The sequence below is a fragment of the Sphingomonas sp. CFBP 13706 genome (assembly GCF_014842355.1).
Classification (GTDB): domain Bacteria; phylum Pseudomonadota; class Alphaproteobacteria; order Sphingomonadales; family Sphingomonadaceae; genus Sphingomonas; species Sphingomonas aerolata.
This window is the reverse complement of the sequence record NZ_JACYVM010000001.1, coordinates 496115-510424: the sequence shown is the minus strand read 5'-3', so window position 1 is coordinate 510424 and position 14310 is coordinate 496115. Positions and strand designations below refer to the sequence as shown.

The window sequence follows — 14310 nt, the reverse complement described above, 5'->3', positions numbered from 1 at the left end:
GCGCAAAGCCCTGCCGCAGCGGCCGCTTATGCGCTAGGCGGAAATCGATGCGGTGGGATCTGGCACTATGGAACGCGTGACGCGTGCGCGATTGGTCGGTGGCCTCGCGCTGCTTGCGCTGTTGGCCGGCGCCGCGTCGGTCGCGGTGGGTAGCGCGGCGATCCCGCTGGCGCATGTCGTGCGGGCGCTCAGCGGGCAGGGCGATCCGATCGAACGCGCCATCCTGTTCGAACTTCGTCTGCCGCGCGCGATCCTCGGGCTGGCGGTCGGCGCGATGCTGGGGCTTTCGGGTGCCGCGCTGCAGGGGTTCCTGCGCAATCCGTTGGCCGAGCCATCGGTGCTGGGTGCGTCGAACGGCGCATCGCTGGGCGCGGTGATCGCGCTGTATTTCGGGCTGGCGGAGCTTTACCCGGCGATGCTGCCGATTGTGGCGATCGCCGGGGCGTTCGCGGCGCTGGGGTTGCTGTTCGTGCTGTCGGCGGGGTCGCAAAGCGCCTTGTCACTGATCCTCGCGGGGATCGCGGTCGGAACGCTGGCCGTCGCGGGGGTCAGTCTTGCGCTCAACCTGTCCCCGAACCCGTTTGCGGCGATGGAGATCATGACCTGGTTGCTCGGGTCGCTCGAAGACCGGTCGTTCAGCCATGTCGCGCTGGCGCTGCCCTGTATCACACTCGGCATGGTGCTGGTCGCCTGGGACAGCCATGCGCTCGACGCGCTGACGCTTGGCGAGGATGGCGCGCGCGCGCTCGGCGTCGATCTGCGTCGGACGCGCGTTCGGATGCTGGTCGGGGTGGCGATCGGGGTCGGCGGCGCAGTCGCGGTATCGGGCGCGATCGGGTTCATCGGCCTGATCGTCCCGCATCTCGTCCGGCCGATGACAGATCGTTCGCCGTCGGCGATCCTGCTGCCCTCCGCACTGGGCGGGGCCGCATTGCTCACCTTTGCCGACGTGCTGGTCCGGGTGATCCCGACGTCGAACGAACTCAAGCTCGGGGTCGTCACCGCGTTTCTCGGCGTGCCGGTGTTCCTCGTCCACCTCATGCGCGAGCGGCGGCTGTGGTAGCCCTCTCCGCGGACCGCCTCAACGTCCGCCGTGCACGGCGGGTCGTGGTCGACGATGTCAGCTTCGCAGCAGAGGGCGGCGCGCTCATCGGGATCGTCGGCCCCAATGGGGCGGGCAAATCGACGCTGGTTCAGGCGCTGCTCGGGCTGGTTCCCGCTACTGGGGAGATCCTGCTCGACGGGGTTCCGCTGGCGGAGCGCTCGCGACGCGAGATTGCGCAGACGGTCGCGTATCTGCCGCAGGGTCAAAGTCTTCATTGGCCGCTGACTGTCGAGCGTCTCGTCGCGCTGGGCCGGTTGCCCCATCTCGCACCGTTGTCGCGCATTTCTCAGCAGGATCGTGATGCGATTGCCCGTGCGATGGCGGTGGCGGACGTGACCCCGCTTGCCGCGCGTGTCGCGACCGAAATCTCGGGGGGCGAGCGGGCTCGGGTCCTGCTGGCAAGGGCACTCGCGGTCGAGGCGCGGGCGCTGATTGTCGACGAGCCGCTCGCATCGCTCGATCCCGCGCATCAGATCGCGGTCATGGACATCCTGCGGGCGGAGGCCGCGCGCGGCGTTCTGGTGATCGCCGTGCTGCATGATCTGGGGCTCGCCGCGCGCTATTGCGATCGTATCCTCGTGCTCGACGCAGGACGGCTCGTGGCCGACGGCGCGCCGTCGGCAGTTCTGACGCCGGCGCGGCTGCGTGAGACCTATGGCGTTCGGGCGTGGTTCGGATCGATCGAGGGCGTACCGGTCGTGGTACCGCTGACGCGTGACAGCGCGCAGGGCGATTGACCCGGGCCGCTTGCCCGGCCTATCCCTCTGACCGCGACAGGTTCCTCGGCGACGGGGATGAAAAGGGAACGGGAGAACCCCGGCTGCCCCTGCAACTGTAAGCGGCGAGCCATCGTGCCAACATGCCATTGGGATCCCGGTCCCGAGAAGGCGGCGCGAAGGGCTGTGACCCGTGAGCCAGGAGACCTGCCCGTCGCAGTCGTCTTTCGTCCGGCCAGGGTGCGCCGAGCGGACGGGGGTAAACCCGCGCGACGACATAACCAGCCTGCGGCCTGTGCCGCGGGCGCGTATGTCATGGGGTTTCAATGCCGAATCTACTGGTTCCCGCCGAAGACGGTGCGGCCGTCGTCGCCTGCAGCACCTGCCGCGCGTCCACCGATGCGAAGGACGATGCCGAGGGCATGCGGGGCGGTGCGAGACTCGTCGCGGCGTTGCAGGCGGTCCAGGCGAGTGATCCGCGCTATGCCGGGATTGCGGTGCAGGCGATGCCGTGCCTGTTCGCCTGCCAGGACTTCTGCACCATCCATGTTCGTGGGCCCGCGAAGATCGGCTATGTGCTGGGGCGCTTCACGCCGGATGAGGAGGCTGCGCGAGCGATCCTCGATTATGCCGTGCTGCATGCGGAGAGTGCGGAGGGGCAGGTGCCGTTTCGGCAGTGGCCCGCCGGGATCAAGGGGCATTTCATCACCCGGACGCCCCCCGCCGGCTATGTCGCGCAGTGACGCTTTTCCCGACGGTCGCGGCGTTCGAGGCGGCGCTGGAGGCCCTTCCTGCGGCAGACGAAGCCGCGCGAGGGGCCGCATCGCTGCGGCAAGCACAGTTGACCAAGCCGCCCGGATCACTCGGCCGACTTGAAGACCTCGCAGTCTTCATGGCGGGCTGGCAGAGGCGCGAGCGGCCGCGGTTCGAGCGTGCGCGAGCGGCGATTTTCGCCGGAAATCACGGCGTTGCGGTGCACGGGGTGAGCGCTTTCCCGGTTTCCGTAACCACACAGATGGTCGAGAATTTCCGCCATGGGGGCGCGGCCATCAATGCGCTGGCGGATGCCGTCGGGCTCGAGCTCGTCATCGCCGACATCGATCTGGAAACCCCTACGGCAGATTTCACGACGGGGCCGGCGATGGACGAAGCCGCGTGTCTCGTCGCACTCAACATTGGCGCCGACGTCGTCGTGCCGGGGCTCGACTTGCTCGTCGTTGGCGAAATGGGGATCGGCAATTCGACGTCGGCCGCAGCACTGTGTCTGCGCAGTTACGGCGGAACCGCCGCCGGCTGGGTTGGGCCGGGGACGGGAGTTGATGTTGCGGGAATCTCGCGGAAAATCGCGGTGGTCGAGGCGGGGATTGGGCGGCATGCTGATTTCCCGCGTAAGCCGTTCGAGACGTTGCGGCGGGTGGGGGGGCGAGAAATCGTCGCGATCGCTGGCGCGGTGGTGGCGGCGCGGCTGGCGGGGGTGCCGGTGATGCTGGACGGATTCATTTCGTCGGCGGCGATCGCACCGATCGCGGCGGCGTATCCTGGCATCACAGAGCATTGCATTGCCGGACATTGTTCGGCTGAGCCGGGGCATGAGCGACTGCTCGCCGCGCTGAAACTCGAGCCTTTACTAAGACTTGGGATGCGGTTGGGGGAGGGAAGCGGGGCGGCGGTTGCGGTGGGAGTGATCCGGTCGGCGCTGGCGGCGCATGACGGGATGGCGACGTTTGCCGAGGCGGGGGTGTCGGTGGCGTGAGTGGGGCGTTCCTGCTCCACCTGTTGCGGCATGGTGCGCCTGAACTGGGCGGGCGGATGCTGGGGCGGACTGATAGTCCGGTCACGGCGGAGGGTCTGGCGGCCTGTGTGGCGCGGGTGAAATCATTGGATTTCAAGGGGCTGGTCTGTTCTAATCTCATGCGATCGCAGGCTATTGCGGATGCCGTCGGGCGGGAGCGGGGGGTTGCTCCAACGACTGATGCGCGGTGGCGGGAGCTGGATTTCGGAGACTGGGACGGGCTGGCTGCGGCGGAGATCGACGCTGCGGCGTTGCAGCGGTTCTGGGATGATCCGGACAGTGCACCGCCACCGGGTGGCGAACGGTGGAGCGATCTGGTCGTGAGAATTACCGATGCGATAGAAGACCTTACACCTGAACCCTCATTGATCGTGACACATGGCGGAGCGATGCGTGCGGCGTTAAAATCGCTTTGCGGGTTCGGGTTTCGCGAGCTCTGGGCGTTCGATTTGCCTTATGCGGCGCTGATTAGTTTGCGGATCTGGCCGGACCGGACGGCGCAGATCGTGGGGCTGCAGACGGATCCGGTTTCGTGAAGCGGCTGATCGTCGCCTTCGGCTTCCTGACGCGCGTGCCGATGCCGCAAGTCGTTGCCGATGCAGAGGATTTTGCAGCGGCGATCCGGTGTTATCCGGTCGTCGGGGCGTGCATCGGGGTGGTCGTCGCGGGAGCGGGGTGGGTCGGCGCGCAGGTCGATCCGTGGACCGGTGCGCTCGCCGCGCTGACTATTTGGGTAGCGATTACAGGGGCTTTGCACCTGGATGGGCTGGCAGATCTGGCGGACGGGCTGGGTGCCGCGCATGGCAATCGCGACAGGCTGATCGCCGTGATGGCCGATCCGCATATCGGCAGCTTCGGCGTTGTGATGATCGTCCTGCAACTTCTTGCAAAACTTGTCTTATTGCACGCCGTCTCCGCGCAGGGATGGGCGGTCGTGATCCTCGTCCCGATGCTCGCGCGAATGGGGCCGTTATGCTGGGCGCGGTGGGTGCCGCTGCTCCGCGAGGGCGGGCTGGGAGGGATGGTGGCAGGGAAGATCAGGGTGCACGATCTGGTCTTTTGGGGGTGCGTAACAGGGTGTTTAGGGGTGCCTGTGCATGCCGTTGCAGGGGCCCCTGCACTGATCGCGCTGTTCGGCTGGTGGCTGATCCGGCGGGTCGGCGGCGTATCGGGGGATTGCCACGGTGCGGGGATCGAATTCGTCGAAACCGGGATGCTAGTCGCGCTCGCCATTGCCGGCCGCGTCTGAGCCGGCGAGCTTCGACAATGCGATCAGCGCATCGATATCGAGATGGCGTTCGAGCGTTTCGGCGATCGCATCGAGCGCGGCGTCGATCGACGCCGAATGATCGGGCCCGACCGCATCGACCCCGAGCCGGCTGAGCCAGGCGCGGCGCTGATCCGCGAGGCCGAGCAGGCCGTGGACATAGCTGCCGGAGACGAGCCCGTCGGGACTGACCGCGCCGTCGCGGCGGCCATCGTCGCGGGTCGTGAGCGCGCGCGCGGTGTCGGGGCCGGTGGTCTCGCCGATATGGATTTCATAGCCGTCGAACCGTGCGCCGATCGCGGTGCCGGCGACGCGTTCGAGCGTCTTGGCGGGGGACAGGATCGTCGCGACGTCGAGCAGGCCGAGCCCGGGGGCGATACCGGCGGGACCCTCCAGCCCGTCCGGATCGGCGATGCTGCGACCGAGCATCTGATAGCCGCCGCACAGCCCGAGCACGGGGCGGCCGCGGCGGCGGTGCGCGTGGATGTCGATGTCCCAGCCCTGTGCGCGGAGAAAGGCGAGGTCGGGGATCGTCGCCTTGGAGCCGGCGAGGATGATCATGTCGGCGTCGGGGATCGGTTCGCCGGGCGGGACCATGACCAACGTGACGCCGGGGTCGAGCCGTAGCGGATCGAGATCATCGAAATTGGCGATGCGCGGGGTGATCGGACAGGCGATGACGACCTGGCCGTCCTGCTGGCCGTGACCGGTCCGGTGTTCGAGAATGACCGCATCCTCGCTCGGCAGGCGAGCGGCCTCGGGGAGCCAGGGGATGACGCCATAGCCGCGCCAGCCCGACCGCGCCTCGATCGCGCGATAGCCGTCGTCGAACAGCGCGGGGTCGCCGCGAAACTTGTTGACGAGGAAGCCGTGGATCATCGCGGCGTCGGCGGGATCGATCACCGCGCGCGTGCCGACGAGCGAGGCGATGACGCCGCCGCGGTCGATATCGCCGATCAGGATGACGGGGACGCCGGCGGCGCGCGCAAAGCCCATGTTTGCGATGTCGGCGGCGCGCAGGTTGATCTCGGCGGGGCTGCCCGCGCCCTCGACGACGACGATGTCCGCCTGCGCACGCAGCCGGTGATAGCTGGCGAGCACGTCGTCCATCAGCCCCGCGCGTCCCTCGCGCCAGCGGCTCGCGCGCAGGATGCCGCGGACCTTGCCGTGGACGACCAGCTGCGAGCTGCGGTCGCCCTGCGGCTTGAGCAGGACGGGGTTCATGTCGGTGGTCGCAGCGGTGCGCGCGGCGATCGCCTGGGTCGCCTGCGCGCGGCCGATCTCGCCGCCATCAGCGGTGACGGCGGCGTTGTTCGACATGTTCTGCGGCTTGAAGGGCCGGACGGCGAGCCCGCGATTGGCCAGCGCGCGACAGAGGCCGGCGACGAGCACCGACTTGCCGACGTCCGAGCCGGTGCCCTGAAGCATCACCGCACCCACAGCAGCGCCCCCGTGACGATCCAGAGCAGCAGGCAGGCGCGGCGATAGACCTGAAGCGCGCGGGCGATGTCGGCGGCGGTGGCGGCGGGGCGACCGCTGCCGATCCAGGGCTTCAGCTGGGTGACGCCGTCATAGCTGACCGGACCGGCGAGGCGGAGGTCGAGCACGCCCGCCATCGCCGCCTCGGGCCAGCCGGCATTGGGCGAGGCGTGCTTGCGCGCGTCGCGCCGCATCACGCGCCAGCCGCCGGGGCCGGCGAGACACAGCAGGGCGCCGCTGATCCGCGCGGGGATCCAGTTGGCGAGATCGTCGATCCGTGCCGAGGCCCATCCGAACGCGCGCCAGCGTGACTCTCGGTGGCCGATCAGGCTGTCGGCGGTGTTGATCGCCTTGTAGATCCACAGCCCGGGAAGCCCGCCGATAAGCAGCCAGAAGAGCGGCGCGACGATGCCGTCGCAGAAGCTCTCGGCAAGGCTTTCGATTCCGGCGCGGGCGATGCCGGCGGAGTCGAGCCGGTCGGTGTCGCGACCGACGATCCGGCCGACCGCGATCCGCGCGCCCTGCACGTCACCCTTGCCGAGCGCAGTGGCGATCGGGGCGACGTGATCGTTGAGGCTGCGCTGCGCGAGACCGGGGGCGGCGAGGAGGCCGATGCCGATCCAGGCATAGCCGCCGAGATAGGTCGTCAGCAGCCAGATCGCGCCCCAGGCGATCCCGCCCGTCACCGCGAGCGTGATCACGAGCGTCGCGACCCCGGCGATGCGGCGCGTCACGTCCGGCCATGACGGACGGTTGAGCGCCTTTTCAAGGCTGCCGATGATCGCGGCGATCGCGCCGACGGGATGACCGATCCGGCGGTAGAGCCGTTCCGGCCAGCCGAACGCGGCGTCGAGCGCGAGGGCGATGAGCGCGACGGGATCAGCCATGCGTAAGTGCCGCGTCGAGACGCGCCAGTGCGGCCGCGTCGGCCGGGACGCCGAGACGCAGCCAGCGGGGGTCATAGGTGAAGGGTCGGGTCAGGATGCCCGCCATATTCAGGCGTTCGAACAGGGACTTGGCGTCGTCTGTTGCGATGAGGCGGAAGAGCGGGCAGGCGCCCGTCGTGGTCAGCCCATGGCGGAGAAGCACCGCGTCGAGCGCGGCCGCGCGAGTGACGAGCTGCGTTCGCGTCGTGTCGATCCAGTCGCGGTCGGCATAGGCGGCGGTGCCGATCGCGAGTGCGGTGGCGGAGATCGGCCAGCTGCCCAGATGGTCGCGGACCTGCGCGACGATGCCGGGCGGTGCGATCATGAAGCCGAGCCTGACACCCGCGAGTCCGAAGAACTTTCCGAATGATCGGAACAGGATAACGGGATCTTCTGCGGAAAGCTGCGAGGCCAGGCCGGCGTCGGGGAGCGTGTCGGCGAAGGCCTCGTCGACGACCAGCCAGCCTGCATGCTCGCGGAGCCGGTCGATTACTGGCCGAAGCGCGTCCGGACTGACCAGACGGCCGTCGGGGTTGTTCGGGTTGGCGAGCAGGATGGTGCCGCCGCTGGCCGCTTCGTCGGCGAGGCTGTCGATCGAGATACGCGCGGGGAAGACCGCTTCGTGCGTCGCGTAGCTGGGGCCGACATGGCGGGCGGGGGCGGGCAGGCCGAGCTCGCCGAGCAGGCGGAGGCCGATCTCGGTGCCGGGCAGCGCCACGACGCGCGCGGGGTCGGTGCCGAAATGGCGCGCGGCGACGGCCTCGAGCGCCGCGAGCGCGGCGGGCGAGGGGAGGTTGCGCAGGTCGACCGCGAGATCGACGGGCGGCTCCCACGCGCAGGGGTTGATCCCGGTCGACAGGTCGAGCCAGGGACGCGGCGCGTGCGGGTACAGCGCCTGCGCGCTGTCGATCCGACCGCCATGTTCCATCAGCGCGTTCACATGCGTCCCCTGCGCCGGCGATGCCGCGGCGTTGCTGCTGGCCTTCGCCATTCGCCGGGGATAGCGCAAGAGGCGATGGAGGAGACGGTCGTGCAGGGGTTTGGAAAGACGGTGCTGGTGACCGGCGGTGCGCGCTCGGGCAAGAGCCGCCATGCGCAGGCTTTGGCAGAGGCGGGGGCAGAGGCGGCAGGTGGCCACGCGCTGGTCTATATCGCGACCGCGCAGGCGTTCGACGGGGAGATGACCGAGCGGATCGCGCGGCATCGCTCGGAGCGGGACGAACGGTGGCGGACGGTCGAGGCGCCGCTCGCGCTGGCAGAGGCGATCGTCGAGGCGGATGCGCCGGACGGGGTGATACTGGTCGACTGCCTGACCTTGTGGGCGTCGAACCTGATGCTGGCGGAGGCCGATGCGGAGACGGCGATCGTCGCGCTGCTGGACGCGATCGGTCGCGTCGCGGGGCGGCTGGTGCTGGTCACCAACGAGGTCGGGATGGGGATCGTGCCCGACAATGCGATGGCGCGGCGGTTCCGCGATCTGGCCGGGATGCTCAACCAGCGGGTCGCGGCTGCGGTCGAGACGGTCGATCTCGCGGTGTCCGGGCTGACGATCCGGATGAAGGGATAGGGTGCCCCTCCCCGATATGGGGAGGGGCTGGCGGCGTCAGAACGAGACGCGGGCGCCGAGCGAGGTGACGATCGCGCTGGCGTCGCGGAGCGCGCCGTTGGTGCGGATGATGCTGCCCGCGACCAAAGTGGCGCGGTCGATCGTCGTGTTCTCGAAGTCGACATATTGCGCGGCGGCGTCGACCGCGATGCGCGGCGTCAGCTGGTAGGAGGCGCCGGCGGCATAGGTCCAGCGATCGGCGTCGGGGACGCGCGCGTCGCGCTGGCCGTCCTGGGTCGGCGTCTTGGTGCGCTGGACACCGCCGCGCACGGTCAGTTTTGGCGTGACGTCATAGTCGAGGCCGCCCGCGAGGCTCCAGCTGTCGCGGTAGTTTTCGGGGATCGACGTGTTGAGCGGCGCGCCGAGATCGATCGTGTCGAACTTGCTCCAGTTGAACGCGATGACCTGGGCGTTGAGCGTCAGCTGGTCGGTGGCGCGGACGCGGCCCGCGACGATGACCTGACCGGGGGTGTTGAACTCCGCGGTCGCGCCCGAGACTTCGGTATTGCCGCCGGCGAGCGGGCCGAGCAGGCCGGTGACGACGAGGTCGCCCTTCAGCTTGTGGCGGATGCTCGACTTGTAGGTGACGCCGACGGTGGCGAAGTCGTTGTGGAGCTGGACGCCCGCGGTCCAGCCGAGATCCCAGCCGTCGCCGCTGAGTTCCTGGCGGCCGTCGGGCTGTGCCGCGGAGACGTTGGGCAGCGCGTTGCTGAGGATCGCGTCGGTATATTCGACGTTGAGCGCACCGCCGACGCGGAGCCAGTCGGTCAGCTCGACGCCGATCGAGGGCTGGATGTCGATCGTGCGCAGGCGGGTCTTGTCCGCGCTGTAGCGGGCCCAGCTGTCGGCGTCATAGTTGGTCGTGAAGCTGAACGGCGAGGTGACGACGAGGCCGACCGCGATCCGATCGGTCAGCGGATAGGCGACCGCGCCGGAGGGGACGACGCCCTTGTTGACCGGGTCGCTCGAATTCGACTGGCCGCTGATCGCGGTGCAGGGCTGGCCGCCCGGGCGGCAGATCTGCGAGCCGGTGTCGATCACGTCGCCGCGCGGGATGATCGCGCTGGCGCTGAGCGTCGCGCTGCCGTCGCGGATGCCGGCGATCGCGGCGGGGTTCCACCAGAGCGACGCGGCGCCGGTATCGGCGGCTTCACCCGAAAACGCACGGCCCGCGCCGCGCGCCGACTGCGCCTGGAGATAGAAGGCGTCGGCATAGGCGGTGCTGGCGCATCCGAAAGCGGAGACGAGCGCGGTCACGGCCAGCAACGGGGCCTTGGTACGAAACGACATTTACAAAATTCCTGAACGCTAACTTTTGGGAAGATAAAAGGGACCTGGGATCAGCGGACGCGCGTCCAGGTCTGGGTCTTGCAGAGCGGGAAGAAGACGCAGCCGCGCAGCTTCAATTGGTTCGCGCCGACCGGGGTGATCTTGCCACTATAGGTCTTGCCGTCCTCGGCATTGTAGACCTGGCCGCTGCTCCAGACGCCGTCCTTGTCGGACTTGAAGCCGCTGAGCATCTGCATGCCCTGGATCGGACGGCTGCGCAGCGCGGTGTTGCTGTTGTTGGCGTCCTTCATCGACGGGTTGGCGCGCAGCGCGTCGGAGGTCAGGATCTTGCCGCAGATCGAGGGGCCGCAGCGCGCGATCTCGACGATGGCGTTGTGCGTCTCGGTCCGCCAGCGGCCGACCACGGTGTCGGCGGTCGCGGGCGCGCCGGCGAGCAGCGCGGCGATCATCATCAGGGACATCGTCTATCCTCTCCTAGTGTCGGGGCGCCGCATCTGTACGGTCACCCAGTGTATTTGCGAGCCCCGCGACCTATTCGCGAGTCCGCTGCCGTATACGGCATGTCGTCGACCCGCCTAGATTTGTACAAACAATAGTCAAGTGTTCTTACTGATCCGGGCAGGTGAAAAATTGGTCATGCGCGGGTGTTCCCCCGCTCGCGCGGGGGAACTGTCTCAGTTGCGCAGTGGCTTACCCGTCTGGAGCATGTGGACGACGCGCGCCTGGGTGCGCTGGTCCTTGACGCTGGCCATGAAGGCGGCGCGTTCAAGGTCGAGGAGCTGCGCCTCGGTGACGGTGTCGACGAGGTCGGCCTCGCCGCCGGTCAGCACCTCGGCGAGACGGTCGGCGACCACCACGTCATAGTCGGTCGCCATGCCCTTCTTGTGGAAGTCCGACACCGCCATCGACAGCCCGGTGCGACCGCTCGCGCCCGCCAGACGGAAGGTCGGCGGCTCGGGGGCGACATAGCCCTCGACCAGCGCGAGCGCCTTCGCCTTGGCGTCGGCGAGCAGGCGATCACGGTTCATGGTGATGCCGTCGTCCTTGCGCAGGATCATCATCTCCTTCGCCTCCGCCGCCGACTTGGCGACCTGCGCGGTGGAGACCGCCTGGAATACCTTGGTCAACGCGGGCATGGGGCCGTTGGGGAGCGTGCGCGACTTCGTCCAGCGATCGAGCATCTCGCCATTGCCGCCCCAGCCGGGCACCAGCCCGACGCCGCATTCGACGAGGCCGGCATAGGTCTCGGCATGCGCCTGCACCGCGTCCGAGTGGAGCAGCATCTCGCAGCCGCCGCCGAGCGCGAGCCCGGCGGGCGCGCTGACGACGGGGAAGGGGGCGTATTTGAGCGCCTTGTACGCCTGCTGGCCGCGCGAAACGCTGGCCTCGACCATGTCCCACAGGCCCGCACCGACCGCGAACATCGCCGCGCCGAGATTGGCGCCCGCCGAGAAGTTGCTGCCCTCGTTATAGACGACCAGCGCCTTGAAGCGCTCGCGCACGACCGGGACCGCTTCCTCGATGAGCGCGATGACCTGATCGTCGAGCGCGTTCATCTTGGTGTGGAATTCGAGCGCGGCGACACCGTCGCCGACGTCCCAGAGCGACGCCGAGGCGTTGGTCAGGACGGGCTGTGACCGGAGCTTGATGTCCTCGAGCAGTTCGACGCCGTCGGCGCGCGGCACGTCGACATAGTCGCCCGCGGTGGTCAGATACTGGCGGTTGCCCTTCTCGACGCGGTAGAAGGGACGGTCGCCCGCGGTCGTCAGGATCGCGGGCACGTCGCGGCCCTCGGCGGCGAGACGCTGGGCGAGCAAGCCTGGGCCCATCCGGTCGATCAGCTCGAACGGCCCGTATTTCCAGTTGTACCCGAGCTTCATCGCGTCATCGATCGCGACGATATCGTCCGCCGCCTCGCCGACGAGCATCGCCGCGTAGGACAGCGTGTTGCCGAGGATCGTCCAGGCATAGGTGCCGATCCTGCCGGGTTCGGCGATCAGCGCGGCGAGATCCTTGCCGGTCTTGCCGGGCAGCTCGGCGGGCTTCGCCTCGGGGCGATAGTCGCCGGTCGCGAGGTCGAGCGACAGCTTGGTGCGCGTCGCCTTGTCGAAGCGGTAGAAGCCGCCCTTGCCCTTGCGGCCTGTGAACCCTTCCGCGATCATCTTGTCGACGAGAGGCATGTCGCGGACGGTGTCGAAATAGGGATCGCCCGCGGGGAGCGTCGACGAGAGGCTCTTCGACAGCAGCGGCATCAGGTCGACGCCGACGAGATCGACCAGACCGAAGATCCCGGTCTTCGGCACGCCCATCGGCCGGCCACCGATCTGGTCGGCCTCCTCGACGGTCAGCCCCTGGTCCATCGCCGCGTTGATCGCGATCGCCAGCCAGTAGGTGCCGATGCGGTTGGCGATGAAGCCCGGCGTGTCCTTCGCGCGGACGATGCGCTTGCCCATGAAGCGATCGACGAAATCCTCGACCTTCTCCGCGACCGCGACGTCGGTATGCTCACCGCGGACGATCTCGACCAGCCGCATGTAGCGCGGCGGGTTGAAGAAATGGGTGATGAGGAAGTCGGCCTTGAACTGGTCCGAGCGCCCGTCGACGAGATGGCCGAGCGGGATCGTCGAGGTGTTCGACGAGACCGCGGTGCCGGGACGCTTCAGCGCCTCGAGCTTGGCATAGAGCGCCTGCTTGATGTCGAGCCGTTCGACGATCGCCTCGACGATCCAGTCGCATTCGGCGACGCGGTCGAGATGGTCGTCGATATTGCCCGTCTCGACCAGCTTGGCCGCACGCTTCGACATGAAGGGCGCGGGGTCGGTTTTGAGCATCTTCGCGACCGCGCCCTTGGCGACCGCGTCGCGATCGTCGCCTTCACGCGGCACGATATCGAGCAGCAGCACGGGAATGCCGGCATTGGCGACCTGTGCCGCAATACCCGCGCCCATCACGCCTGCGCCGATGACGCAGACTTTCTTTACGGCGTTGTCCATCATGCGCGCTCCAGCACCGTTGCGATGCCCTGACCGCCGCCGATGCACTGGGTGGCGAGCGCGTAGCGGCCGCCTTCGCGAGCGAGCAGGGCTGCGGCCTTGCCGACGATGCGCGCGCCGGTCGCACCGAGCGGATGGCCGATCGCGATCGCGCCACCATCGAGGTTGATCGTCTCGTCCTTGAGCCCGAGGTCGCGGATGCAGGCGATCGCCTGGCTGGCGAAGGCCTCGTTGATCTCGACCACGTCGAGGTCGGCGACGGTGATCCCCGCGCGCTCCATTGCCTTTTGCGAGGCGTAGATCGGGCCGAGGCCCATCGTCGACGGCTCGTTACCCGAGACCGCGACCGACTTGATCCGCGCGAGGATGGTCAGGCCGTGCTTCGTCGCGAACTCTTCCGAGGTGACGAGGACGGCGGAGGCGCCGTCGGTCAGCGGCGAGGAGGTGCCGGCGGTGACCGAGCCGTCTGCGCTGAACGCAGGCTTGAGGCCCGCGAGCGCCTCGGTCGTCGTGCCGGCGCGGATCGTACCGTCCTGGCTGACCGGGCCCGCCTTGGTCTGGATCGTCACGATCTCGTCGGAGAGGCGACCATCGGCGCGCGCGGCGGCGGCCTTGTCCTGGCTCTTCACCGCGAACGCATCCTGCTCGGCGCGCGTGATCTGGTAATCGCGTGCGACGTTCTCGGCGGTCTCGCCCATGCCCATGTACGCGCCGGCGTTCTTCTTGAAGAGATCGGGGTTGGGGAGCGGGTTGTAGCCACCCATCGGCACGCGGCTCATCGATTCGAGCCCGGCGCAGATGAACGCGTCGCCAGCGCCGATGTTGATCTGGCCGACCGCGATGTGGATCGCGCTCATCGACGAGCCGCAGAAGCGGTTGACCGTCATGCCGCCGACCGACAGCGGCAGGTCGGCGAGCAGGCCGATCATCCGCGCGACGTTCAGGCCCTGCTCGCCCTCGGGGAAGGCGCAGCCGAGGATGATGTCCTCGATCGCGGCAGGATCGACGCCGGTCTTGTCGAGCAGACCGCGGATCGTCTGCGCGGCGAGATCGTCGGGGCGGACGCGGGCGAGGTCGCCCTTGCCGGCAAGGTGGAACGGCGAGCGGGCGTACCCGGCGATGACGACGTTGGTCAC

Annotated in this window: 14 protein-coding genes and 1 riboswitch; of the genes, 7 read left to right on the top strand and 7 right to left on the bottom strand. The window is 68.6% G+C overall.

Annotation, left to right across the window (positions count from 1 at the left end):
- The first annotated feature begins 67 nt into the window (after positions 1 to 67).
- The 6 genes from IFS44_RS02255 (at position 68) to cobS (ending at position 4862) form a co-directional block, all read left to right on the top strand.
- A complete protein-coding gene (locus IFS44_RS02255) occupies positions 68 to 1063 on the top strand; it encodes a FecCD family ABC transporter permease (protein ID WP_037528769.1) in 996 nt (331 codons plus the stop codon).
- Positions 1057 to 1842 carry an ATP-binding cassette domain-containing protein gene (locus IFS44_RS02250; RefSeq protein WP_192097330.1) on the top strand — a complete coding sequence of 262 codons (786 nt, stop codon included), beginning with the start codon at positions 1057 to 1059 and terminating at the stop codon, positions 1840 to 1842. The genes IFS44_RS02255 and IFS44_RS02250 overlap by 7 nt, the downstream gene beginning before the upstream one ends.
- A 21-nt stretch (positions 1843 to 1863) precedes the next feature.
- A riboswitch (cobalamin riboswitch) is annotated at positions 1864 to 2050 on the top strand.
- A gap of 97 nt (positions 2051 to 2147) precedes the next feature.
- Positions 2148 to 2564 carry a DUF1636 domain-containing protein gene (locus IFS44_RS02245; RefSeq protein ID WP_056407800.1) on the top strand — a complete coding sequence of 139 codons (417 nt, stop codon included), beginning with the start codon at positions 2148 to 2150 and terminating at the stop codon, positions 2562 to 2564.
- The gene (gene cobT / locus IFS44_RS02240; protein ID WP_192097329.1) at positions 2561 to 3574 is read left to right on the top strand and encodes a nicotinate-nucleotide--dimethylbenzimidazole phosphoribosyltransferase; all 1014 of its coding nucleotides are present in this window, start codon (positions 2561 to 2563) and stop codon (positions 3572 to 3574) included. The genes IFS44_RS02245 and cobT overlap by 4 nt, the downstream gene beginning before the upstream one ends.
- Positions 3571 to 4149 carry a histidine phosphatase family protein gene (locus tag IFS44_RS02235; protein WP_192097328.1) on the top strand — a complete coding sequence of 193 codons (579 nt, stop codon included), beginning with the start codon at positions 3571 to 3573 and terminating at the stop codon, positions 4147 to 4149. Before cobT ends, IFS44_RS02235 begins: the two co-directional genes overlap by 4 nt.
- On the top strand, positions 4146 to 4862 hold the full coding sequence (gene cobS / locus IFS44_RS02230) for an adenosylcobinamide-GDP ribazoletransferase (RefSeq protein WP_192097327.1): 717 nt from the start codon (positions 4146 to 4148) through the stop codon (positions 4860 to 4862). The genes IFS44_RS02235 and cobS overlap by 4 nt, the downstream gene beginning before the upstream one ends.
- Here the strand turns inward: cobS and IFS44_RS02225 are convergent.
- Genes IFS44_RS02225 through IFS44_RS02215 form a run of 3 tightly spaced genes read right to left on the bottom strand, consistent with a single transcriptional unit; the run spans position 4830 to position 8276 of the window.
- Positions 4830 to 6320 carry a cobyric acid synthase gene (locus IFS44_RS02225; protein ID WP_192097326.1) on the bottom strand — a complete coding sequence of 497 codons (1491 nt, stop codon included), beginning with the start codon at positions 6318 to 6320 and terminating at the stop codon, positions 4830 to 4832. The genes cobS and IFS44_RS02225 overlap by 33 nt on opposite strands.
- Entirely contained in the window at positions 6308 to 7246 is a 939-nt protein-coding gene (gene cbiB / locus IFS44_RS02220; protein ID WP_192097325.1) for an adenosylcobinamide-phosphate synthase CbiB, read from the bottom strand. The genes IFS44_RS02225 and cbiB overlap by 13 nt, the downstream gene beginning before the upstream one ends.
- Positions 7239 to 8276 carry a threonine-phosphate decarboxylase gene (locus IFS44_RS02215; RefSeq protein ID WP_446740834.1) on the bottom strand — a complete coding sequence of 346 codons (1038 nt, stop codon included), beginning with the start codon at positions 8274 to 8276 and terminating at the stop codon, positions 7239 to 7241. The genes cbiB and IFS44_RS02215 overlap by 8 nt, the downstream gene beginning before the upstream one ends.
- A gap of 24 nt (positions 8277 to 8300) precedes the next feature.
- On the opposite strand from IFS44_RS02215, the gene cobU reads away from it, so the two are divergent.
- Complete coding sequence (gene cobU, locus IFS44_RS02210) at positions 8301 to 8852, top strand: bifunctional adenosylcobinamide kinase/adenosylcobinamide-phosphate guanylyltransferase (RefSeq protein ID WP_192097324.1); 552 nt, start codon at positions 8301 to 8303, stop codon at positions 8850 to 8852.
- A gap of 36 nt (positions 8853 to 8888) precedes the next feature.
- Here the strand turns inward: cobU and IFS44_RS02205 are convergent, their stop codons facing one another.
- The 4 genes from IFS44_RS02205 to IFS44_RS02190 form a co-directional block, all read right to left on the bottom strand.
- Positions 8889 to 10181, bottom strand: a complete 1293-nt coding sequence (locus tag IFS44_RS02205) for an OmpP1/FadL family transporter (RefSeq protein WP_107933242.1) — start codon at positions 10179 to 10181, stop codon at positions 8889 to 8891.
- Positions 10182 to 10231: 50 nt separating this feature from the next.
- Positions 10232 to 10642 carry a DUF2147 domain-containing protein gene (locus IFS44_RS02200; protein WP_031395134.1) on the bottom strand — a complete coding sequence of 137 codons (411 nt, stop codon included), beginning with the start codon at positions 10640 to 10642 and terminating at the stop codon, positions 10232 to 10234.
- Positions 10643 to 10855: 213 nt separating this feature from the next.
- The gene (locus tag IFS44_RS02195) at positions 10856 to 13174 is read right to left on the bottom strand and encodes a 3-hydroxyacyl-CoA dehydrogenase/enoyl-CoA hydratase family protein (RefSeq protein ID WP_192097323.1); all 2319 of its coding nucleotides are present in this window, start codon (positions 13172 to 13174) and stop codon (positions 10856 to 10858) included.
- Entirely contained in the window at positions 13174 to 14310 is a 1137-nt protein-coding gene (locus tag IFS44_RS02190; RefSeq protein ID WP_031395136.1) for a thiolase family protein, read from the bottom strand. The genes IFS44_RS02195 and IFS44_RS02190 overlap by 1 nt, the downstream gene beginning before the upstream one ends.